Raw genomic sequence first — 21,818 nt, 5'->3', positions numbered from 1 at the left:
TTAAACTGTACACTGCTCGCTCAGTGAATAGATACAGTAAGTGCCGGCATTAGCAGTGGCGAACATGCGCATAGTCTGCCTCTGCCTGGGTGTTTGCCAGCAAGCTTGTCAATATTATCGCACCAAGCCCAGGTGTTGTATAGACCTGTGCCTATCTTGGGAAGATGGGCACAGGTGGTTTGGACCTGTACTTTTTGTGCCTTCGGCCCCTGACTCTACGCGCCTACGGCGCTCACAAGATGTTTATGGTGTCGGTGTTGAAGGCGCTCAGCGCCTTCAACACCGACACCATAAACATCTTGTGGATTATCTTTTTAGCGGGTGAAGGCGGCGGGGACGCCTCCGTCGACGGTGATCATACAGCCGGTGGTTTTGGCGGATTGGGTGGAGGCCAGGAAGGTAATGGCGTTTGCGATGTCGTCGGGGTAGATGTTGACCTGCAGGGTGGTGCGTTTGCGGTAGTATTCTTCGAGCTGGTCGGGCTCGATGCCGTAGGCCTGGGCGCGTTCGTTGCGCCAGCGTGAACTCCAGATGGCCGATCCCTGGAGGACGGCGTCTGGGAGGACGGAGTTGACGCGGATACCGAATTCTCCTCCTTCGGCGGCGATGCAGCGGGCGAGGTGGGCCTCGGCAGCCTTGGCGCTGCTGTAGGCGGCGGCGTTCTTTCCGGCGTAGACGGCGTTTTTGGAGGTGATGAAGACCATGCTACCGCCAAGTCCCTGCAGCTTCATCTGACGGAAGGCTTCGCGGGCGACCAGGAAGTAACCGGTCGCCAGGATGTTGATGTTGAAGTTCCAGTCCTGTAGCGAGGTTTCGTCGAAGGGGCTGGCGGCAGCGATGCCGGCGTTGTTGACCAGATGGTCCACGCCTCCATAGGCCAGGATGGTTTCGGCGAAGCTGTCGATGACGGCCTTTTCGTTGGTGACATCGACTTTGACGGGGAGGACGCGGCCGGCGCCATAGGTGGCGTTAAGCTCGTCGGCGACCTGCTGCGCGCCTTCCAGGTTGATGTCGGCCAGGACGACGTGGGCGCCCTGATTGAGGAAGTGACGCGCGGTGGCGCTGCCGATGCCGCCGGCGCCGCCGGTGATTAAGGCGACCTGGCGCGAGAACTCGGCTTCGGGCGGCTGCAGGGTCAGTTTGTAGAGCTCCAGGGGCCAGTATTCGATGGCATAGGATTCGCGGGCATCGAGCGAGGTGAAGGTGCCGAGGGCCTCGGTCCCCTTCATGACCGAGATGGCTCTCTGATAGAGAGCGTCGCTGACCTGCGCCATAGCCTGCGATTTGCCGGTATTGATCATGCCGATACCTGGAATCAGGATGACGCGGGGCGCGGGGGTGGTCATGCTATCGCCGTCGCTTTGGTACTGCTGGAAGTAGTCGGCATAGTCCTGCTTGTAGGACGCGATGCCAGACTTGATCCGCTCGACCAGGCCAGCTGCATCGTCAACATTAGGGGTCCAATCGACAAACAGGGGGACACGCTTGGTATGCACCAGGTGATCGGGACAGGCCGCGCCAACCTGGGAGACCGTGACCGCGTTCTGGCTGTTGACGAACTGGAGAATTTCAGGGCTGTCGTTATAGGTTGTCAGCATGCGCTGCTCGCGGCTGACCTCGCCACGAATGACGGGAAGGATCTGAACCAGGATGTGGCGGCGCTCTTCGGGTGAGAGCGATTGATATTTCTGACCACCAAAGAGCTGTTGATTGCGTGCCGCGGCCTGCTCTTCAATGTAGCGCTGGGCCTCGTTGATCACTGAGATGGTGTGGAAGTAGCTCTCTTCGCTGCTGTCGCCCCAGGTCACCAGGCCATGCTTCTCCATCAGCACCAGTTCGGCGCGAGGATTATCACGAACGGCGTCGGCGATCATTTTTGAGAGCGAGAAGCCGGGACGGATATAGGGGACCCAGACGAAGCGATCGCCGTAGATCTTTTCGGCGATCTCCCGGCCGCCCTCGGTGCAGCACAGGCTGATGATGGCGTCGGGGTGGGTGTGGTCAACGTGCTTAAACGGGAGGAAGGCGTGAAGGAGCGTCTCGATGGAGGGACGCGGATGTCTGGGGTCCAGCATGCAGTGTCCCAGGTAGGCCACCATATCCTCATCAGACATCTGGTCGCGCTCCAGCAGGGGGTGAATATCTTCCAGGTTGAGGGCTGTAAAGTGACGGGCTTCCATGGTAGCCAGGTCCGAACCGCTGCCTTTGACCCAGAGTACCTCGACGTCGCGGCCCCGAAAATCTTTGGCGACTGTTTTAATCGAGGTATTGCCACCACCCCAGTTGGCAACGGAGCGATCGCTCCCCAGCAGGTGAGAGCGATACACTAGTTCATCCAGGGCGTTACGCGCTCGCGCCGCCTCTTCTTGGTTCCAGGCATTGTTGACCATGGGAATTCTCCTTCTTCATTAAAAAAAATATATAGATAATCCTCTTTATGAGAACAAGATAACTCAAACATGAATCATGGCTACCTACGCCTTAGCTATCCAGACCTCGATCCCTGCGTCGCGCAACTGGTCGATCATCTGCGCGGGCGCCCATTCATCGGTAACCACCATTTTCAGCCGCTTGATGTCACAAAACGTGGCGAAAGCCATATGTCCCCATTTGGTATGGTCGATCAGGGCAACAACGTCGCGCGCAGCCTCGATGATGGCTCGTTTGAACGCGATCTCCTCGCTGTTGACCTCGGTCAGCCCTTCACACATAGTCAAGCCACGGGCGCCGACGAAGGCGGTCTGGATGTTGACGCGCTGCAGCACGGCCGCGCCCCAGCTTCCCACCAGCGAAAATGATTCGCGGCGCAACATGCCACCGGGCGTTAGAACCGAGATACCGGGATGGCCGGCCAGCTCCATACTCGCCCGAATACCATTGGTGATGATGCTCAACTCCTGTCTGCCCAGCAGGTAACGCGTCAATGCCAGCGCGGTCGTGCTGGAATCGATAGCAATCGAGTCGCCGTCGCTCACCAATTGAGCCGCCATCTGGCCAATGCGGTCCTTTTCCATTTTTTGTAATTGTTTACGGATATCGAAAGCGGGCTCAGCACACCTCGAACGGGCCAGCATCGCGCCTCCATGGGTACGCACAACCAGCTGGCGCTCCTGCAGCCAGGTCAGATCTTTACGAATGGTAACGGTCGAAACCAGGAAGAGCTCGCTCAAGTCCTGTACCGAGAGGCGGGGATGCTCCTCCAGGGTACGGGCAATCTGCTCTCGACGCTCATAAGTCGTATGGGTACCAGGCTCCGTAGTTTCATTTCCTTTCGTTTTGATAGTTTTTACACACATTTCACAATTCCTTTTGTTTCAAAACGTACACTTATTGGGTACCATATTACCTGTACATTTGTCAAGTGAGGTTTCATTCCTTTTATATATATAAATTATCGCAAGCATAAAGGCTTATGTTTTTTCCGCTTTGCCCGCCACAGACCCTGCCATTCCGAGGAAAAATAGTGTAAACTTCACATTAAGTGCAGATTTCGCGTGGCTTCGGTCCGATGATCTTTTACTTTATTAACCGAGCATAAAAATCTCTTGTATCCCCGCCTGCGGCGGGGAGAAGAGGGGAGAGAAGGATGTATGGGGGACACCCCCATACCCCCGGCAGGAGGGGGCTTGCCGCCCTCCTGCACCTCCCCGCTTTATGGCGGCTTTATTTATTAAAGATCATGCGCCCGGTTTTTCGCTAGAAACCTGTGATGGTCGTAAATAAATATGAGAAGGATGGTTGGAGCATCATGCCGAGAACCAGGATAGGTGTCATAGGGTGTGGCAAGATCAGTAGTATTTATCTTGAGGCCAATAAACGTTTTGAGAATATCGAGGTGGTGGCGTGCGCGGATATAGATATGAATCGCGCACGCAGCCAGGCTGCCGCCTATGGCATTCCTCGCGCCTGTAGCGTCGAGGAGCTGCTGGCCGATCCGGAGATTGAGATCGTGGTCAACCTTACCATTCCGAAGGTGCATGCCGAGGTGGCGCTGGCCGCGATCGCGGCAGGCAAGTCGGTGTATGGTGAGAAGCCGCTGGCCGTCAATCGGGAGGAGGGACGCCAGGTGCTGGAGGCGGCACAGACGAAGGGGGTACGGGTCGGGAGCGCCCCGGATACGTTCCTGGGTGGTGGCCTGCAGACGTGCCGCAAGTTGATCGATGATGGGGCCATTGGCCAGCCGGTGGCGGTCAGCGCAGCGATGCTCTGTCATGGACACGAGCACTGGCATCCAGATCCAGATTTCTACTACCAGCCTGGTGGCGGCCCCCTCTTCGATATGGGACCCTACTATTTGACCGCCTTGGTCTCGATGCTGGGTCCGATTACGCGCGTGACTGGCTCGGCGCGCGTAACGTTTTCCGAGCGCACCATTACCAGTCAGCCAAAGAACGGCCAGAAGATCCAGGTTAACACGCCGACGCATATCGCGGGCGTGATGGATTTCGCCAGCGGGGTGGTGGGAACTCTGGTGACCAGCTTCGATGTGTGGGAACACCACGCGCCGCTGATCGAGATCTATGGTACCAAAGGGACATTGAGCGTGCCCGATCCCAATACCTTCGGCGGACCCGTAAAGATCTGGACAGCGCAGAATCCACAGTGGCAGGATGTCGAGCTGACCCATGGCTATAGCGGCAACAGCCGTGGACTGGGCGTGGCGGATATGGCGCAGGCCATCCGCAGCGGACGACCCCACCGGGCCAATGGCGAGCTAGCATATCATGTACTGGACGCCATGCAGGCCTACCTGGATGCTTCGCTGGAGAGCACGCATATTGAGCTGGGCAGCACCTGCGAACGCCCCCAGGCGCTACCCACCGGGCTGGCCGATGGTCAGATCGACGAGTAGCAATATTTCATTGTGAAGGAAAGGCAAGCAGGCATATGTGCTATGCCTGCTTGCTACCTGTATGTGCTACATTTGAACATGTGCCATACTTAGAGAAGACAAGGGTTTTGAATCGACGACCGCGAGCGGCAGAGCCTCGTACAGGCGCCATTCGGGATTGAGATCGATCTGGCCATAAGGCTTTTCGCCGGCGGTACCGGTGCGCAGAACGATGCGCGTATTCTTTCCATCGACCAGTACCCAGAGGTCGTTGCGATAATCGTACGAGCAGTCCTGCAGCCAGTTCGTCTGGGCATCCACCTGGGCTTCGATGGTTCCGCGCAGTCCTTTGATATTGACCAGGAGGCCGCGCCCCCGGCCGGTATCGGCGATGGTGATGTAGTCCTCGTTGAGGATACGAACCGAGTGGGGATGGTCGAGGCCGTCCAGCACGGTCCGCCAGTTGCCGCTGGCGCGGTCGATGGCGATCACGCTTCCCTGGTGGAAGAGGGTCGCCAGAATGGTGCCATCGGGCAGTTCGGCGACCGAGTTGACGTGGGTGGTCTGGGCCAGGGTACCAAACTTGACGCCGCGATAGTCTTCATCTTTATTGATATAACGAGGCTCGCCGCCGGGGGTCAGCTCGAAGCCGTGCTCGACCGCCCACCAGTCCCAGAGCCGCTCACCGCTCTCAGAGAACTCGACAATGACGTCCAGGCCAGTGCTGGCCACAAGATAGCCACGCTGGCTGCGCGATAGCGAATGCAACAGGTTGAATGATGGCAGACTGATGGTTGTTGGCTGCACCGTGGAGAGGTCACGCGAGACGCGATGGACCTCGTACATGGTCGCGACCAGGAAACCATCATCGGTGGAGACCATGCCGGCCGGCATCGACATTTCCTGGCTGGCCTGAACCTCACCTTTGTCGTTGAGGAGACAGAGCAGACCACCCTGGTCATCCTTCGGCTTTTGCAGGCTACCCAGTACAGTGACGGGGCATTCTGTTTGTTGTTCTTGCTGCGCCTGTTTGTTCTGGGCCCAGTGATTTTTCAACATCGAATGCCTTGTCGAGATGCAACTGAGGAGAAAATCCATTGTGTTTACTCCTTACATATTTCATGTAATTCAATGTTTAATGACCGTCAAAAGGTTGACAGAGTGATCCCCTGGCCTTATAGTAATTACAATACTAGTTTGTTGATCTACTATATCAACATAGTTGCCTAAATTGCAAGGGATAGTTTTGCCATATATGGCAGTATAAAGCGACTATATGGGGATGTGAGGGGTTCCCTCACTCGCCGCCCGCAGGGCGGCGAGTGAGAAAAAAAGAAGAAGGGCCGGGGGCACAGCCCCCGGAACCCCCAGTCAAGGGGCTCGCCGCCCCTTGCATCCCCGCTTGCGGGGGGGGGAAAAGGGGCTATCCCCGTCAAGGGGCCTCGCCGCCCCTTGCATCCCCGCTTGCGGGGGGGAAAAGGGGCTATCCCCGTCAAGGGGCTCGCCGCCCCTTGCATCCCCGCTTGCGGGGGGGGGAAAAGGGGCTATCCCTATCAAGGGGCTCGCTGTCCCTTGATCCCCGCTTTAAGCGGGAGGTGCAGGAGGGCCGGCGAGGCCCTCCTGCCGGGGTGTGGGGTGTCCCCACCATTTTCCTTTTTTCTCCCGCCGCCCGCAGGGCGGCGAGTGAGGCGGCATCGCGACAGACAGGGGTAGAACTCTCAAAGGAGATTTTAATGAGCACACCCGATCAGGATAAGAATGAACTGGACAAAACTCTTTTGCACCTGGGACCAGGTGAGGGGAGTAAGGTAGAGCATATTAAGGTTGAGAGCAATTATTTGCGGGGCCAGATTGTTGAGGAGTTGGCTCAGGATACGCCACGTTTTACTGAGGATCAGGTGCAGCTTATTAAGTTCCATGGCATGTACCAGCAGGAGGATCGCGATGCTCGGCAGGCGCGTAAGGCGGCGGGGGCTGAGAAGGCGTATCAGTTTATGATTCGGTCGCGCATCCCTGGCGGGGCTTTGACGGCCGATCAGTACCTGGTGCAGGATGATCTGTCGGAGCGCTATGGCAATCATACGATGCGTATTACGACGCGTCAGAGCTTTCAGCTGCATGGCATCCTGAAGGGGAATATCCACTCGACGATCAATGAGATTAATAAGTCGCTGCTGTCGACGCTGGCGGCCTGCGGCGATGTAAATCGTAATGTGATGGCCTGTCCGGCACCTGTGTCGAGTCGGGCGCAGGCGCAGATTCAGGAGATGGCGCATAAGCTGGCGATGCACCTGGCTCCGAAGAGCTCGGCCTACCATGAGATCTGGCTGGATGGCGAGAAGGTAGCATCCAGCGAGGAGCCGGAGGAGACCGTGGAGCCGATGTATGGTACGACCTACCTGCCGCGCAAATTTAAGGTGGGCGTACTCTATCCAGGGGATAACTGCATCGATGCCTTTACGCAGGATATCGCCTTTATCGCGCGGGTGGAGGATGAGCAGCTGATTGGCTTTACGGCGGTAATCGGCGGCGGCATGGGGGCGACGCACGGCAAGAAGGAGACGTTCCCACGGCTGGGCAATCCACTGGCCGATGTGTCGGTTGACCAGGTGCTAAAGGTGGCGGAGACGATCATTACGGTGCAGCGCGACTATGGAGATCGCGCCAATCGCCGCCATGCGCGTATGAAGTACGTGGTGGAGGAGCGAGGCATTCCCTGGTTCCGTCAACAGGTGGAGGAGCGGCTGGGCTATCAGCTGAGCGATCCCAGCGAGGTGCACTTCCATGATGTGGATCACCACCTGGGCTGGCACCAGCAACATGATGGCAACTGGTTCCTGGGCCTGCACGTCGAGAACGGGCGGCTGAGGGACACGGAAACGCTGCAGCTGAAGAGCGGTCTGCGCACCGTAATCAAGGAGTTCCGTCCCAATATCCGCCTGACGGCACAGCAGAATATTCTGTTGATCGATATTCCTGAGGCGCAGCGCGCGGCCATCGAGGCGCGGCTGCAGGGGTTTGGCATCGAGACCGATGCCGAGGCGATCGGCGCCTATCGCTACGCGATGGCCTGTCCGGCGCTGCCGACCTGCGGACTGGCGGTGGCCGAGGCGGAACGCGCCCTACCGGGGGTGGTGAAGTTGTTGGAGGCCCAGCTGCAGGAACTGGGACTGGCCGGTGAGAAGATCAGCTTCCGCATGACGGGCTGCCCCAACGGGTGCGCGCGTCCCTACATGGGCGATGTAGGCTTCGTGGGTCGTTCGCGCGATCTCTACAACGTGCACGTGGGCGGCGACTGGCAGAATACGCGCCTCAATACGATCTATGCGCAGAACGTCAACGTGAAGGATATCCCCTCAGTCCTGAATCCGCTCTTTACGCTGTGGCACGATGAGCGTGAGGATGGGGAGGGCTTCGGCGATTTCTGCAATCGTATCGGCGTTGAGCAGTTGAAGGAGCGCGCAGCGGCCCAGCCGGTGACGCGCTAAACGACGAGAAGAGAACGCAAGGTAGAGAGGGACGATGCCAGACTACTATCCGATGATGCTGGATGTGCGCGAACGACCGGTCCTGGTTGTGGGCGGCAACGCGGTCGCGGCCGAGAAGGCCGCGGCCCTCTGCGCCGCCGGCGCGCGCGTGACCGTGCTGAATCCAGAGTTCTGCTCCGAGCTGCAAGAGCTGGCTTCAGGCCATGCCAACGTGACGCTACGCCAGAAGGCGTATGAGCACGGGGACCTGGCGGGCGCGTTCGTGGTGGTAGCGGCGGCGACCTATGAGCCGGAACTGGCGGAGGCGATCTGGCAGGAGGCGCAGCAGAACAACCAACTGGTGAACATCGTTGACCTGCCAGCGCGCTGCAACTTTATCGTCCCCTCGATCCTGCGCCGGGGACCATTAACCATCTCTGTCTCCACCGGCGGGACCAGCCCGGGCCTGGCGAAGCGTATTCGCCAGCAGCTGGAGGAGCTCTTTCCGGTGGAATACGCGACCTATATGCGCATGGCCTCTGTTGTGCGCACGTATCTACGCCAGGGGGGCCTGAGTTACACACAGCGAGACGAGTTCTTTGGCGAATACTTTCACTCAGATATTCTGGATCTGTTGATCGATCAGGATGAGGCGAAGGCTTGCGCCAGTGTCTCTCATCTGCTACAGCGCTACCACATTGATATCCCCGTATCGACCATTATCCATGACATTAAAGAGGCACAGCATGAGAAGCATTGAGGGCGACTCCGCTAGCCAGGGACATCAGCTGGATGCCTCTGGATCACATAACGGGACGGTGGGCAGGGTCTATTTAATCGGCGCTGGTCCGGGTGATCCCGAACTGATGACGGTCAAGGGGCTGCGCTACCTGCGCGGCGCCGATGTCGTGCTCTACGACCGCCTGATCAATCCAGATCTGCTGCGAGAGGCACGGTCAGACGCGAACCTGATCTACGTAGGCAAGGGTCCCGGCTGCCATAGCATGCCCCAGGAGCAGATCAACACGATCCTGGTGAGCCAGGCGCGGCAGGGACTGAGCGTAGCGCGCCTGAAAGGTGGCGATCCCTTTGTGTTTGGACGTGGCGGCGAGGAAGCGCTGGCCCTGGTGGAGGCGCAGATTCCCTTTGAGATCGTACCCGGCATCACATCGGCCATCGCCGTGCCGGCCTACGCCGGCATCCCGGTTACCCATCGAGACTATACGACATCCTTCACGGTCGTTACCGGACACAAGGGCCGCTCGGCCTCGCCAGCGGTGAACTGGCGGGCGCTGGCCAGCCTGGGTGGGACCTTGATCGTGCTGATGGGGGTCAAGGCTCTGCCCGACGTGACGCGCCAGTTAATCGAGGGTGGGCTTGACCCGACGACACCGGCGGCGGTCATCCAGGAAGGGACAACGCCGCAGCAGCGCACGGTCACAGGGACCGCAGCGGACATCGCGCAGCGCGCCGCCGAGGCGCAGTTAGATTCACCGGCCCTCACGATCATTGGCTCCGTAGTGAGCGTCGGGGAGGCACTGGCCCACTATATATCGATCTCCGGGCGCACCACCGAATAAGCTAAATGTCGGTGCGCCTGCTTCTTTGTCATCCCCATAGTGATTGATCTTCCCCCATCATTAATCTGTGTTCCTCTGATTTCGCACCAGCCTCTTTCTATTTAAACAGGCGACCTACGTGAGGCTTTTTGACTGATCCTTACGTATGATACCTAAGTCTATCGAAAGCATCTGGTGTGGAATTTCCCGCATAATTTAACCAATTTAACATGCTCTTAACAATTAGATAATATAGCGGCACTACAATGATGAGGGATATGTGTTTGTTAAACCTATCCTTCCGGAAATGTTAAACGAGGAGACGATAATTTTATGATCGTCGAAGATAAGTCGTTAAATACGCATTCGACTAATCGTGCGCATTCGCACGCTGTGCTTGAACAATTAGATAACAGCACCTTGTCGGGTTTTCACCTGAAGGCCATGATTACTTCGGGTATGGGCTTTTTTACAGATGCCTATGATCTCTTTATTATCGGGGTTGCCCTCTCGATCCTGACCCCACTATGGCATCTGAACACATTTGAAGTTTCTCTCATTGGCAGCACATCATTGATCGCGGCGGCACTCGGCTCTATCATCTTCGGTCGCATTGCAGATTTCGTTGGCCGCAAAGCCATTTACGGTTTTACCCTGATTGTCTTAGCCGCTGGAGCTATCGCCTCAGCCCTGGCACCTAACCTGATCTGTCTCTTAATCTTCCGCTTCATCCTGGGATTGGGCATTGGCGGAGATTATCCTTTAAGTGCGACTTTGATGAGCGAGTATGCCAACCGCAAAGATCGTGGAAAGTTAATCACCATGGTCTTCTCCATGCAGGGCGTTGGCCTGGTGCTAGCTCCATTGATCGCTATCGTTCTACTGAGTATGCATCTAGACAATGACCTGGTCTGGCGCTTGATGCTGGGTATCGGTGCTATTCCGGCGCTGGGCACCTTCTATCTGCGTCGTCAGATCGCCGAAACTCCACGCTTCGCCCTGTCGATGAACGGGGATCTTGAGGCGGCCACACGCACGGTGGGACAGGTCATCGGCTCACCTAACGACGATCGTGTGCAAGAGAAGAAGGTCGCGAAGGTTGAGCGCAAGAAGCAAGAGAAGAAGAAATCCTGGCTCTACCTGCTCTTCACGCCACGCTACCTGAAATGGCTGGTCGGCACGGCCGGCACGTGGTTCTTACTGGATATCGCCTACTATGGCACCACCATCTCAAGTCCTTTAGTTCTCAAGTTGCTGAACCCCCATGCGCAGTTGATCACCAATACATTCTATACACTGATCATTTTCGTGGTGGCAGCGGTGCCGGGCTATGTGCTGGCCGCCTTCACTATCGACCGTCTGGGCCGCAAATGGATTCAAATGGTGGGCTTCGCCATGATGGCGCTGGCTTATCTGCTGCTGGCCTTTGTGCCACAGTTGACCGAAATCACGGTACCGTTCCTGCTGGCATACGGTGTGAGCTACTTCTTCACCGAGTTTGGCCCTAACGTGACGACCTTTGTCTATCCGGCCGAGATCTTCCCGGTGATGGTACGCAGCACGGCCCATGGTCTGGCCGCCGCGCTGGGTAAGGTGGGAGCCTTTATCGGAGCGCTGGCCTTCCCGATCGTTCTGGCGCAGTACAAACTGCCCGGCGCCATGCTGATCGCTGGCGTCGTCTCCGTGCTGGGACTCATCCTGACGGTGTTGACGCTGCCCGAGCCCAAAGGGCGCTCTCTGGAGGAAATCTCCGAAGAGCATACGCTCTTCTCAAAATAACCAGGGGATAACCCCTGTGGTGCCGCCTGCGGCGGCACCACAAGAGAAAAAGTAAGTGCAGGGGTTCTCAGGGGCTGATCGCCCCTGAGAACCCCTGCACTTACTTTTTTTGGATGTTTGAAAGATCTGTGATAACTTCTGTCTCCACTTTTCAGGCGATCGTGATCGTGCTCCGAGGGGAAATCGGACGCGAGGTCCGAGCATATGGGGCGCGCGGTCAGAAGCGGACGGGGAGGAGCCAGCGGAGCATGGGGACGATCTGTTGGACGACTGTGAGGTGGTCGTAATATCCGCGCTGCCGGGATATGAGGCCGTCGGAGAGGATGAAGACGCTGACACCGTCGACCTGGAATGGGCGCGAGAGCCAGCGGAGCCAGCGACTCTTACGAGGGGCGGGACTCTGGCCGTGGGTGGTCCAGGTGACGACGGCTCGCGTTTCGCTGGTGTAGAGATATTCGTTGGGGGTGTAGGTGATGGTGGGCATGCTGCTGAAGCGCTGCTCGAACCAGGCTCGAATGGCCTGCTTACCACGGCGCGGATATTTCATGCCGGCATCGTTGAGCTCGGCATCCTGGTGATAGAGAGCGACAATCGCTTCCACATCGTGGGCATTAAAGGCCGCGATCCACTGCCGGGCAAGTGATGGCGTGCCCTGATCCGACTGACTTTCATCGATGAGCGACATGGTTTTACCCTTTCTTATCTTCTTAAGTTCTTAAGTTCTGTTATATTATATATCTGCCAGCGGACAACATGGTCCTCGGTGTGGCTGAGAAACATTCACCCCTGACTATGCGTGTCACATAAAAGCCACGCATTGCTCACACTCTCATATGGCTCAATACATATTGAGCGTGCATATGCAAAGCTTGTCTACAAAGTACGGTACATCAAAGTTAGAAAAAAGGATACGTTGAGGTGAAAAGGATTTCTCCAGCATGGTAGTTAATTGCACTGGAGGAAAGACTATATGGATCCAAATAAGGGTAAGTACGACAAAGTAAAGACAGAGCCCATTTCAAGCAAAGAGAAGCAGCAAGAGAAGAAAGAACTCTCCGATGCCGCGAAAAGGGCCGCGAAAGCCGCTCCCAAACGTTCCGGCGACGAGCTAGAGGGGGTCGAGAAGATTCCGCGCTCACAGGCCGAGAAGGAGATGAAGCAAGCCGCGAAGAAGGTAAAAGATTCTGAGAAGAGGCATACGTAGGATTACCAGCATTCCAGCCAGGCGTCTGAAGATCTATATGAAGCATTCAGGCGCCTTTATTGTGCCGATTTTAAAAAATGAATCGCTCCCAATCAGGGCCTGTAAATACCGCTGACTCACCCAAAATGGTACAGTAATATGGTAAGGCCATACTCTACACCTGGCAGATCGCCACCGGCAACGCGTGGGGGGGGTATTTTTGTATCCTGTGGCCGGGACACGAAATTGTAATGCTGTAGAATCATGGAGTTCGTGCGTTTAGTGATTGCGAAGCTTCTGCCATGCCATATGTATAGAGTAGGGATGCATGCACAGTCACAGACGCAGAGCAAAGCAGATATGCATATAAGGGGAGGCAACCATTGACCACTTCGACAGATCGCTGGATCGATGATGCAACATTTCATGAGGATGTGAACTATATAGAATCGCTCTGGCAGCAACGTTCAATTGGTACGATCGAGTTGCCGCTCATCGATATCGGCCGGGGTGAGCCGCTGGTATTTGTGCCCATCCTGGAGCACCTTGAGTTTGTCTATTCGCGCCAGGTGCGCCAGATGAGCCAGTCGCGGCGCGTTATTCTGTATCGCCGCCAGGAGATGCGCAAGACGCCGTTTGGTCCCAATGATCGGGCGGAAGAGTTGCGCCAGGTGCTCGATGGCCTGGGGCTGGAGTGCCCGGACTTGATCGGGCACGGTGACGCGGCCATGGTGCTGTTCGAGTTCGCCCTGCGCTATCCGCAGCGCTGCCGCTCACTGACGATCATCGCCCAGGGGGCCGATTATCGCATTAAGCCGCATCCCTTTATCTGGTTTCTGCATGAACTGTTCTATCGCCTGCCGGTAGAATACGTGTTGCCGGCATCTATTTTGCGCGCCAATGTCATCAACTACATCACGTCGCACAGCATGGAGAACCATACGGCGCCCGCGCTACCTCGTCACCTGATCGAGGAACAGTTCTGCAAGATCAGCCAGTGGCCGTTCGTCTATAAATGCTCAGTTCTGCCCATCATCCACAATTTTGACATTCGCAAACGCCTCAGAGGGCTGACCATGCCCATTCTCTTAATTAATCGTACCGATGATGCCCTCTCGCCGGAGGCGAAGACGCGCTGGCTGGCCCGGAACTTACCTAATTGCGCGGGCTACCACGTCGTTTCTGGTAGGGAGCGTTTCTTTATGTATTCGCGTGCCGAGACAGTGACTCCCCTCATAGAGGCATTTCTGGCGGCACGCAATACCAGAAGAGGTCCGCTTAAACAACTACAGCAATAACACATGGAGAAGCGAATGGATGCAACCCTGAATTCGCCATTACGGCGCGTTGTGATTACTGGCCTGGGAGTAGTAGCCCCGAATGGCATTGGAAAAGAACCGTTCTGGCAATCCTGCCTGGCTGGCCGTTCTGGGTTGCGGCGCATTACGCGCTTCGATGCCTCAATTCTACCGTCACAGGTGGCGGGCGAGGTCGCCGATTTCGATCCGTTGCAGCTGGGCCTGACCCCCGATGAGGTTACGTCGCTGGATCGCGCCACGCAGTTCGCGCTGGCCGCCGCCAATATGGCACTGGATGATGCTCAGATCGGCGCTGCGCTGACCAACGCGCAACGCGAGCGTACAGGGGTGATGATGGGTCTGGCTCTAGCCTGCCTGGAGGAAGGGGAGCGCCTGTGGGTACGCATGACGGACCAGGGAGCGTGTCCGCCGCGCCTGGTAGAGGATGGGGCGCTACCGGCCTCGCTGATGATGTCGCACGCGGCGGCCAGCAGTATCGCGGCCCACCACCATCTGCATGGTCCCAGCCTGGTGATCGCCACGGGCTGCTCCGCCGGCGCGGACGCCATAGGGCAGGCGTTCTGGGCTATTCAGGAGGAGGAGGCGGACCTGATGCTGGCCGGGGGAACGGACTCGGCGATCAGCTACGCGCTGCTGGACGTGTTCTGCGTGATGGGGGCGCTCAGCACCGGCTACAATGATACACCGAGCCGCGCCTCGCGTCCCTACGACAACAGGCGCGACGGCTTTGTGCTAGCCGAGGGGGCCGGGGTCCTCCTTCTGGAGGAGCGAGAGCACGCGTTAGCACGTGAGGCCCATATCTACGCGGAGATCGTGACCTTTGCCTCCAATAGCAATGCCTACCATATGACGTCTCTGCCGGCCCAGGGTCAGCCGCTGCAGCGTCTGCTGCAACAAACGATGGAGGAGGCGGGGGTAACGCCGCAGGAGATCGGCTATATCAATGCCCATGGCAGTTCGACTCCCCCCAATGAGCGCGCGGAGACCGCCGCCTACAAGGCGGTGCTGGGCGAGCACGCGGCGCGCATCCCAATCAGCGCCACCAAGTCGATGATAGGACACAGCCAGGGGGCGGCCAGCGCCATCGAGACCATTGTGACGGCTCTGGTGCTGGATCAGCAGGTGATTCCGCCAACGATCAATCAGGAGGAGCTCGATCCCGCGTGCGACCTGGATTATGTGCCCAATCAGGCACGAGAGGCCAGCGTGCGGCTGGCGGTAACCCATTCAAGCGGCTTTGGAGGCGTCAATAGTGCGTTGTTGTTGGGGCGAGTGGATTGGGATGGGTGGCATGAATAAACAGAGACAACAGAGACGGGTGGTGGTCAGCGGTCTGGGGGTGGTGTCGCCCAGTGGTATCGGGCAGCAGGCTTTCTGGAACGCGACCAGCAATGGGACCTCGGGCATCAGCGCATTGCATCACGAGGGAAATGTTCCCATCCGTGTGGCGGGCGTGGTACGTGACTTTCTGGTTGAGGACTACATTGAGCGCAAGCTGGCGCTACGCACCGATCGCATGACCCATTTCGCGCTGGCCGCCATCGATGAGGCGCTGCGGGACGCGCGGTTGCGATTGGAGCAGGAGGACGCGGAACGCGTGGGGGCGGTCATCGCCAATACCATGGGCGGGGTCGAGTTTGTGCTGCAGCAGATAGAGTCGCTCTACCAGCGTGGGCCGCGCTTCATGAGCGCCTATACGGCTATCGCCTGGCTGCATGTCGCTAACGTGGGGCAGACGGCGATCCGTTACCGCATCCAGGGTTATTGCAAAACGCCGGTCAACGATACCGTCGGCGGACTCGACGCGCTGGGGATGGCCTATCGAGCGATCCGGCGTGGAACAGCGGACGTCATCATCGCCGGAGGCTGTGAGGCCTTTCTCAATCCCTTTATCCTGCTCATCCTGGCGCAGCAGGGCCAGTACGTGACCAGCAGCGATCCAGCGGGCTATCGTCCCTTTGATCGCCGGGCCTCAGGGATGATCCTGGCTGAGGGGGCCGGCATCTGTATCCTCGAAGAATATGAGCATGCCAGAGCGCGAGGAGCCACCATCTATGGCGAGGTCGTGGGCTATGGGCAGACCACCGATGCCCTGGGGCTGCAGCCGCCATCACATGATGGTACACGCTACGCCCGAGCCATTGAGCAGGCGTTGGGCGACATCCCCATCGAGGAGATGGCTTACCTGAGCCTGGATGGCCGGGCCATTCCGGCATCGGATCGCGGTGAGAGCGAGGCGCTACGCCAGGTGTTCGGCGAGTTCCTACCACAGATACCAGCTAGCGTGCCGCGCAGCATGTTTGGCCACAGCTACGCGGCGGCCGGCGCCATCGACGCCATTATGGCGCTACTGGCCCTCAAGCATGGCTGTATCCCGCCCACGATCAACTGTGAGGAGCTCGATCCACAGCATGGGCTGCGGCTGGTGCGCGACCAGGCATATCAGCTATCAGAACAACGAGTGGTAGCGCTCGTCGGTGGACGCGGCGCGGGCGGTGCCAATGTCGCGCTGGCGCTACGGAAGGAGAGCTAGCCGTGCGTGTAGCGATCGTCGGAGCGGGTCCCACCGGACTGGTGGCCGCCAACCTGCTCGGACAGGCCGGCATCGAGACGCTACTGATCGAGCGCAACGCATACCTGGCCGGACAGCCCCGCGCCATCACGATCGATGACGAGGGGCTGCGCATCTGCCAGGCGCTCGGGCTGGCCGATGAGATCCGCGCCCACTCCCTGCTCCAGCGCGAGGCCCACTATGTCTCACAGGGCCGCTACCTGGCCCGCATCTCGCCGACGCAGCAGCCGTTTGGCCATCCGCAGATCTCGACCTTCTATCAGCCGGCGCTAGAGGAGATGTTCCTGAGCGGCCTGCAGCGCTTCCCCTGTGTCTCCACCCACTTCGGGCAGACGGTCGAGTTATTCACCCAGGATGAGCATGGCGTCTACCTGCGGCTACGCTCTCATGAAGGACGCGAGTGGTCCCTGGACTGCGATTACCTGCTGGCCTGCGATGGTGGCCGCAGCGCCATCCGCCAGCAGCTGCAGATCGCCCTGCGCGCGCCCGGTCCGCGCGAGATCTTCTCATCCCTGGCCGGTATCAATAAAAGGAAAGCGCCTCCGCGCAGGCGCCAGCGTTCCCAGCGCTGGCTGGTGGTGGACGCCATCGATCACGGGGATGGCACGGACCCGATCATCTTCTTCTGCAATCCGGCACGTCCCGCCGTGATGGTCCCCTACCCCGATGGAGGGCGGCGCTGGGAATTTATGCTCAAATCCCACGAACAGGATGAACCGTGGCTGGACGATACATATATTCAGAAAGCGATCCAGCAGGCGTTGAGCACTTTGCCTGAATGGGACGCGACGCGCCAGCTGACGGCCCCCGAGATTATGCGCAAGACCGTGTATACCTTTCACGCCACGGTCGCCGAGTCCTTCCGCGTGGAACGCATCTTCCTGCTGGGGGACGCCGCCCACTTGATGCCACCATTCGGGGGTCAGGGCATGAACAGCGGGCTGCGCGACGCCTACAACCTATGCTGGAAGCTGGCGCTGGTCCTGCGAGGACAGGCCACCCCACAGCTGCTACAGACCTATCAACAGGAGCGGCGCCCGCATGTCATCCGCATAATCGTCTTCTCGTCCCTGCTCGGCAACTTCATCATGCCCACCCAGCGTGCGCTGGCCTTCTTGCGCGATCACGCCTTCCTGAACATCCAGCGTATCGTGGCGCTGCGCCAGTGGCTATCAGAAATGCAGGTCAAGCCCCAACCCATCTATCGCGCCGGACTGCGCTTCCCCGGCCGCCACAACGGACGTATGCTGCCGCAGCCCATGGTCCACACCTCCGACGGACAAAAGGTGCCTCTGGACCACATCCTGGGCCATGGCTTCTCCATCTTCCGCATCTGGCACGGGGACGCGAGAACGGAGTCAGACAATCATGATTGGAACCAGCTCGGTGCGCAATCCATCTATCTCTGCCTCACACGAGACGCTTTGGAGAGAGCCCCCAGATTGCAATCAGGAGCCACATATATATGGGATGGCAGCGGCCAGCTCTCCCTCCTCCTCAAGGGTGATCCAAGCATGGTGATGATCGTGCGGCCCGACCGCCACATCATGGCCATATATCCCCCATCGCAACGCGCCCGCATCGCCAAACGCCTGGTCCGGTATTTCCATTCATGACGCACATTTTCGTGGGGGGACGGAAATCGGCCGCAAGGGCCGAACCTACGATATCGCCTTTCTTGTTACATTCCATAAAGATGAATGTTTAAAATGTAAAAATACACACGACCCGTAGGTTCGGCCCTTGCGGCCGATTTCCCCTCCCCATTCGAGACGCCCGGAATCAATCAGAAAGGAGACGGTGGTAGAGGTCTTCCTGGCGGGCGAGGGCGCGGCGGTAGATGTCGCCGGTGTGGTGGTCGGGCCGGGTGGGGTCGGTGACGCTGGGCTGGAGTTTGGCGAGATCGGGAATGATCCCCAGGGATTCCAGGGCCAGCAGGGCGGCTCCACGGGCGGAGGCTTCCTGTTCGCGCGATGGGTAGATGGCGGTGTCGGTGGTGTCGGAGATGATCTGGCGCAGCAGCGGGGAGTGGAAGAGCGCGCCACCGCTGGCCATCAGGCGGTGGTCGGATGCCTTCATGTTCAGGACCTGCAGCAGTTCGGTGTGGATGACGCTGAGACGGTAGGCGAGGGACTCCATGCCGGCGCGCAGGATGGCCTCGGGGGTGGTGCGCGTGGAGATGCCCGAGATGGTCATGCGGGCCTCGGCGTGCCAGCCGATGCTGCGCTCACCCGAGATGAAGGGCAGGATGGTCAGGCCGTGGCTATCGGGCTTGATGGCTTCCACTTTGGGCTCGGCCTCCTGCAGTTTGGGGAGCTGGAAGGATTCGGAGAGCCAGGCCAGCAGGTTGCCGCCCTCGCTCATGGCGCCTCCCATGACGGCGCGCTTGCCATCGATGAAGTAGAGCCAGAGTCCCAGAGGCGCGACCGAGATCTGCGCGGGATCAATAACGACGCGGATGGCGCTGGAGGTACCCATGGTAAGGGACCAGTTCTGGGTGGTGATGCAGCTGGTGCCGATACAGGCCGAGGCGCCATCACCGATGGCCGGGTACCAGGGCACGTCGCGCAGGGCGGCCCAACGCTTAGCGTACTCCTCCTGCAGTCCCTTGAGGGCATCACCGGCATCACCGATATCAGGGAACTGCTCGCGACGCACGCCGAGCGCCTTGATCAGCTCATCATCCCACTGTTTGGTTTTGGTGGTCAGCATGCCGGTCGCCGAGGCCATCGAGAGGCTACAGACCGACTTGCCCAGCAGCTTGCGATGCAGATACTCGCCAAAGGAGATCCACTGCTTGACCTGCTTGAAGACTTTAGACTGATTCTGCGAGAGCCAGCGCAGCTTGGCTGGCCAGTAGCTGGCGTGGAAGCGTACCCCGACGCGGTCGTGGACCGCCTTCTCATCGAACTCCTTGCGTAGATCGCGGGCAGTGTCGAAGGCGCGCGTATCCTCCCAGGTAATCACAGGTGTGAGGGGATGGTTGTTTTCGTCGACCCCCAGCAGGCTGTGCCAGAAGGTATCGATAGCCACGGCCCGGATCGAGCTGGCCTTCTGTCCGGCCTTCTTCAGCACCTCATCGATGGTCTGGGCCACTACATCTACCAGGTGATCGGCATCCACCGACACTTCCCCCTCCTGCGACGTGGTCAGCTGATAGGTGAGCTGCGAGACCATATCGGGTACGGCGTTCCCCTGACCGTCAAAGAGCAGGGCCCGCGTCGATGAGGTACCAACATCCAACGCTAAGATAGATAGCGACTGTGCATCATCCATAATTACGCTCCAAATACATACTTTTAACTATAAGAAAAACACAGGCTTAATCATCCGCCTTTGTAGCGGATCCGTCAACCCTTTGTGGCGAGTCGACATCGCTATGGGCATACATTAGTGTACACGCATTATCGCTACATTGTCGCTCTTTCTTCTTACCCTGCTCAGGTGGCTCAAGTTCTTTTCTTTCTTGCTTTGCTTGCACCGGGACCAGTTTGCCGTAGCGCGGCGGGATAGTGATGGCGGAGCAGAGCGCGCTGATAAAGGCCAGGGCCGAGCCGAGCAACATGGCGACGCGGAAGCCGAAGAGGAACGAGTTGGAGATGTCCTGCTGCAGGAGCTGGCGGGTGGCCGGATCAAAGCTGGCCGGGACCTCGGCTCCGGTGAGCTTGCTGCGCTGGGTGTCCAGGGCGTGGCTGGCGGCCGATGAGACATGGTGCGCGGCCAGATTCTGGTCCAGGGCCGCATTAAAGACGGCCAGCACGATCAGGGTGAAGACGGCGATGGCCAGCAGGTTGGCGATGCGAGCCACGGCGTTGTTGACGCCCGAGGCGGTCCCGGCGTATTGATCGGTGACCGCGCCCATGACGGCCGTGGTCAGCGGCGCCACGGTGATCGACATGCCCAGTCCCAGGAAGAGGACGGCGGGGAAGTAGGTGGTCCAGTAGCTGCCGCCGATACCCGGAATGGCGAACAGGATATAGCCAATGCCAGCTATGCAGGGTCCGATGACCAGCGGCAGGCGGGCGCCGTAGCGGGCGACGAGTCCACCCGACCAGCGCGAGAGCGAGAACATCAGCAGCGTGAAGGGCAGCAAGGCCGATCCAGCGGCCGTCGGTGAATAGCCCTGGACGCGGATCAGGTTGAAGGGCAGGAAGTAGAGCGTGGCGCCCAGCGCGGCATAGAGGAAGAAGGTCAACAGATTGGTGCCGCTGAAGACGCGCGAGTGGAAGAGCTGCAGCGGCATCATGGGGGCCGGACTGCGCCGCTCGACCATGATAAAGGCGACCAGGGCGATGACGCCGCCCGCGACACAGCCAAGGACCAGCGGATGCGTGATGCCATAGCTGCTGGCCTCGATCAGGCCAAAGACCAGCAGGCCGAGCCCCAGCGTGGCCAGCAGGGCTCCCACGATGTCGAGATGGCGGTTGGCCTGCTCGCTGCGGCTCTCGGGGACGAAGATGAACAGCACGACCAGCACGATAGCGGCCAGCGGCAGATTGATAAAGAAGACCCAGCGCCAGGAGGCGTACTGCACGAGCCAGCCGCCCAGGACGGGTCCGAGCGCCGAGGTGATAGCCGAGAAGCCCGACCAGAGTCCGATGGCTTTGCCGCGCTGGGACGCATCGAAGGAGGCGCGCAGGATGGCCAGGCTTTCGGGCGTCAGCAGGGCGCCGCCGACCCCCTGGACGGCGCGCGCGATGACCAGCTGGGTGATGTCGGTGGTCAGGCCGCACCACAGCGAGGCCAGCGCGAAGATAGTGATGCCGATGGCGAACAGGCGCTTGCGCCCATAGAGATCACCCATGGAGCCGCCGACAAGAATCAACGAGCCCAGGAACAGGGCGTAGGCTTCGACCACCCACTGCACGCTGGCGGCGGTCGCATTCAAATCAGTCTGCAGACGTGGCAGCGCGACATTGACCACGCTCCCATCAATGAAGGCCATGCTGGAACCCAGGATGGTGGCCAGCAGGATCCAGAATCCCTTTGTCTTTGGCAACATAGATAAACTTCTCTCTTAATATGAAAAAATAAGGAGGATGGACCGTATCTCAATCGATCAGTCGTCCATCCTCGCACAATTGAACGTATCTATTAGTGTACACGCT

General features: G+C 58.8%; 16 protein-coding genes. 10 read left to right on the top strand and 6 right to left on the bottom strand.

The window, feature by feature from the left end:
• Positions 1–314: 314 nt before the first annotated feature.
• Positions 315–2,390: a bifunctional aldolase/short-chain dehydrogenase gene (locus AABA21_RS28465; RefSeq protein ID WP_338255443.1), complete on the bottom strand. Its 2,076-nt coding sequence runs from the start codon at positions 2,388–2,390 to the stop codon at positions 315–317.
• 84 nt (positions 2,391–2,474) lie between these two features.
• Positions 2,475–3,296 carry a DeoR/GlpR family DNA-binding transcription regulator gene (locus tag AABA21_RS28460; protein WP_338255442.1) on the bottom strand — a complete coding sequence of 274 codons (822 nt, stop codon included), beginning with the start codon at positions 3,294–3,296 and terminating at the stop codon, positions 2,475–2,477.
• A gap of 452 nt (positions 3,297–3,748) precedes the next feature.
• Here AABA21_RS28460 and AABA21_RS28455 point away from each other — a divergent pair, with 452 nt between their 5' ends.
• Positions 3,749–4,852, top strand: coding sequence for a Gfo/Idh/MocA family protein (locus AABA21_RS28455; RefSeq protein WP_338255441.1), 1,104 nt, complete (start codon positions 3,749–3,751; stop codon positions 4,850–4,852).
• 66 nt (positions 4,853–4,918) lie between these two features.
• Here the strand turns inward: AABA21_RS28455 and AABA21_RS28450 are convergent, their stop codons facing one another.
• The gene (locus AABA21_RS28450) at positions 4,919–5,929 is read right to left on the bottom strand and encodes a hypothetical protein (RefSeq protein ID WP_338255439.1); all 1,011 of its coding nucleotides are present in this window, start codon (positions 5,927–5,929) and stop codon (positions 4,919–4,921) included.
• Positions 5,930–6,564: 635 nt separating this feature from the next.
• Between AABA21_RS28450 and AABA21_RS28445 the strand changes: the two genes are divergently transcribed.
• The 4 genes from AABA21_RS28445 to AABA21_RS28430 all read left to right on the top strand — a co-directional run bounded on the left by AABA21_RS28445 (position 6,565) and on the right by AABA21_RS28430 (position 11,636).
• The gene (locus AABA21_RS28445) at positions 6,565–8,319 is read left to right on the top strand and encodes an NADPH-dependent assimilatory sulfite reductase hemoprotein subunit (RefSeq protein WP_338255438.1); all 1,755 of its coding nucleotides are present in this window, start codon (positions 6,565–6,567) and stop codon (positions 8,317–8,319) included.
• Positions 8,320–8,353: 34 nt separating this feature from the next.
• Positions 8,354–9,058, top strand: coding sequence for a precorrin-2 dehydrogenase/sirohydrochlorin ferrochelatase family protein (locus AABA21_RS28440; RefSeq protein ID WP_338255437.1), 705 nt, complete (start codon positions 8,354–8,356; stop codon positions 9,056–9,058).
• Positions 9,045–9,878, top strand: coding sequence for a uroporphyrinogen-III C-methyltransferase (gene cobA / locus AABA21_RS28435; RefSeq protein ID WP_338255436.1), 834 nt, complete (start codon positions 9,045–9,047; stop codon positions 9,876–9,878). Before AABA21_RS28440 ends, cobA begins: the two co-directional genes overlap by 14 nt.
• A gap of 312 nt (positions 9,879–10,190) precedes the next feature.
• Entirely contained in the window at positions 10,191–11,636 is a 1,446-nt protein-coding gene (locus tag AABA21_RS28430) for an MFS transporter (protein ID WP_338255434.1), read from the top strand.
• Positions 11,637–11,853: 217 nt separating this feature from the next.
• On the opposite strand, the gene AABA21_RS28425 is transcribed toward AABA21_RS28430, so the two are convergent.
• Positions 11,854–12,321, bottom strand: coding sequence for a nuclear transport factor 2 family protein (locus tag AABA21_RS28425; protein WP_338255432.1), 468 nt, complete (start codon positions 12,319–12,321; stop codon positions 11,854–11,856).
• 285 nt (positions 12,322–12,606) lie between these two features.
• Here AABA21_RS28425 and AABA21_RS28420 point away from each other — a divergent pair, with 285 nt between their 5' ends.
• The 5 genes from AABA21_RS28420 (at position 12,607) to AABA21_RS28400 (ending at position 18,326) form a co-directional block, all read left to right on the top strand.
• A complete protein-coding gene (locus tag AABA21_RS28420) occupies positions 12,607–12,840 on the top strand; it encodes a hypothetical protein (RefSeq protein WP_338255430.1) in 234 nt (77 codons plus the stop codon).
• 362 nt (positions 12,841–13,202) lie between these two features.
• Complete coding sequence (locus AABA21_RS28415) at positions 13,203–14,117, top strand: alpha/beta fold hydrolase (protein WP_338255428.1); 915 nt, start codon at positions 13,203–13,205, stop codon at positions 14,115–14,117.
• A gap of 15 nt (positions 14,118–14,132) precedes the next feature.
• On the top strand, positions 14,133–15,437 hold the full coding sequence (locus AABA21_RS28410; RefSeq protein WP_338255425.1) for a beta-ketoacyl-[acyl-carrier-protein] synthase family protein: 1,305 nt from the start codon (positions 14,133–14,135) through the stop codon (positions 15,435–15,437).
• Complete coding sequence (locus AABA21_RS28405) at positions 15,430–16,671, top strand: beta-ketoacyl-[acyl-carrier-protein] synthase family protein (protein WP_338255423.1); 1,242 nt, start codon at positions 15,430–15,432, stop codon at positions 16,669–16,671. The genes AABA21_RS28410 and AABA21_RS28405 overlap by 8 nt, the downstream gene beginning before the upstream one ends.
• Positions 16,672–16,673: 2 nt before the next feature.
• Positions 16,674–18,326: an FAD-dependent monooxygenase gene (locus AABA21_RS28400; RefSeq protein WP_338255421.1), complete on the top strand. Its 1,653-nt coding sequence runs from the start codon at positions 16,674–16,676 to the stop codon at positions 18,324–18,326.
• Positions 18,327–18,492: 166 nt separating this feature from the next.
• On the opposite strand, the gene AABA21_RS28395 is transcribed toward AABA21_RS28400, so the two are convergent.
• Positions 18,493–19,986: a gluconokinase gene (locus AABA21_RS28395; RefSeq protein ID WP_338255420.1), complete on the bottom strand. Its 1,494-nt coding sequence runs from the start codon at positions 19,984–19,986 to the stop codon at positions 18,493–18,495.
• A 46-nt stretch (positions 19,987–20,032) separates the two neighbouring features.
• The gene (locus AABA21_RS28390) at positions 20,033–21,712 is read right to left on the bottom strand and encodes an MFS transporter (protein ID WP_338255419.1); all 1,680 of its coding nucleotides are present in this window, start codon (positions 21,710–21,712) and stop codon (positions 20,033–20,035) included.
• Positions 21,713–21,818: the final 106 nt, after the last annotated feature.

The sequence above is a fragment of the Dictyobacter halimunensis genome (assembly GCF_036245075.1).
The sequence above is the reverse complement of the archived record's forward strand: the minus strand, read 5'-3'. Positions and strand labels throughout refer to the sequence as shown.

Excerpts from the sequence above, each read along its gene's own strand:
- AABA21_RS28455 (WP_338255441.1), top strand. The coding sequence starts at position 3,749 with ATGCCGAGAACCAGGATAGGTGTCATAGGGTGTGGCAAGATCAGTAGT.
- AABA21_RS28465 (WP_338255443.1), bottom strand. The coding sequence starts at position 2,390 with ATGGTCAACAATGCCTGGAACCAAGAAGAGGCGGCGCGAGCGCGTAAC.
- AABA21_RS28440 (WP_338255437.1), top strand. The coding sequence starts at position 8,354 with ATGCCAGACTACTATCCGATGATGCTGGATGTGCGCGAACGACCGGTC.
- AABA21_RS28405 (WP_338255423.1), top strand. The coding sequence starts at position 15,430 with ATGAATAAACAGAGACAACAGAGACGGGTGGTGGTCAGCGGTCTGGGG.
- AABA21_RS28390 (WP_338255419.1), bottom strand. The coding sequence starts at position 21,712 with ATGTTGCCAAAGACAAAGGGATTCTGGATCCTGCTGGCCACCATCCTG.
- AABA21_RS28450 (WP_338255439.1), bottom strand. The coding sequence starts at position 5,929 with ATGGATTTTCTCCTCAGTTGCATCTCGACAAGGCATTCGATGTTGAAA.
- AABA21_RS28445 (WP_338255438.1), top strand. The coding sequence starts at position 6,565 with ATGAGCACACCCGATCAGGATAAGAATGAACTGGACAAAACTCTTTTG.
- AABA21_RS28430 (WP_338255434.1), top strand. The coding sequence starts at position 10,191 with ATGATCGTCGAAGATAAGTCGTTAAATACGCATTCGACTAATCGTGCG.
- AABA21_RS28410 (WP_338255425.1), top strand. The coding sequence starts at position 14,133 with ATGGATGCAACCCTGAATTCGCCATTACGGCGCGTTGTGATTACTGGC.
- AABA21_RS28460 (WP_338255442.1), bottom strand. The coding sequence starts at position 3,296 with ATGTGTGTAAAAACTATCAAAACGAAAGGAAATGAAACTACGGAGCCT.
- AABA21_RS28425 (WP_338255432.1), bottom strand. The coding sequence starts at position 12,321 with ATGTCGCTCATCGATGAAAGTCAGTCGGATCAGGGCACGCCATCACTT.
- AABA21_RS28395 (WP_338255420.1), bottom strand. The coding sequence starts at position 19,986 with ATGGATGATGCACAGTCGCTATCTATCTTAGCGTTGGATGTTGGTACC.
- AABA21_RS28420 (WP_338255430.1), top strand. The coding sequence starts at position 12,607 with ATGGATCCAAATAAGGGTAAGTACGACAAAGTAAAGACAGAGCCCATT.
- cobA (WP_338255436.1), top strand. The coding sequence starts at position 9,045 with ATGAGAAGCATTGAGGGCGACTCCGCTAGCCAGGGACATCAGCTGGAT.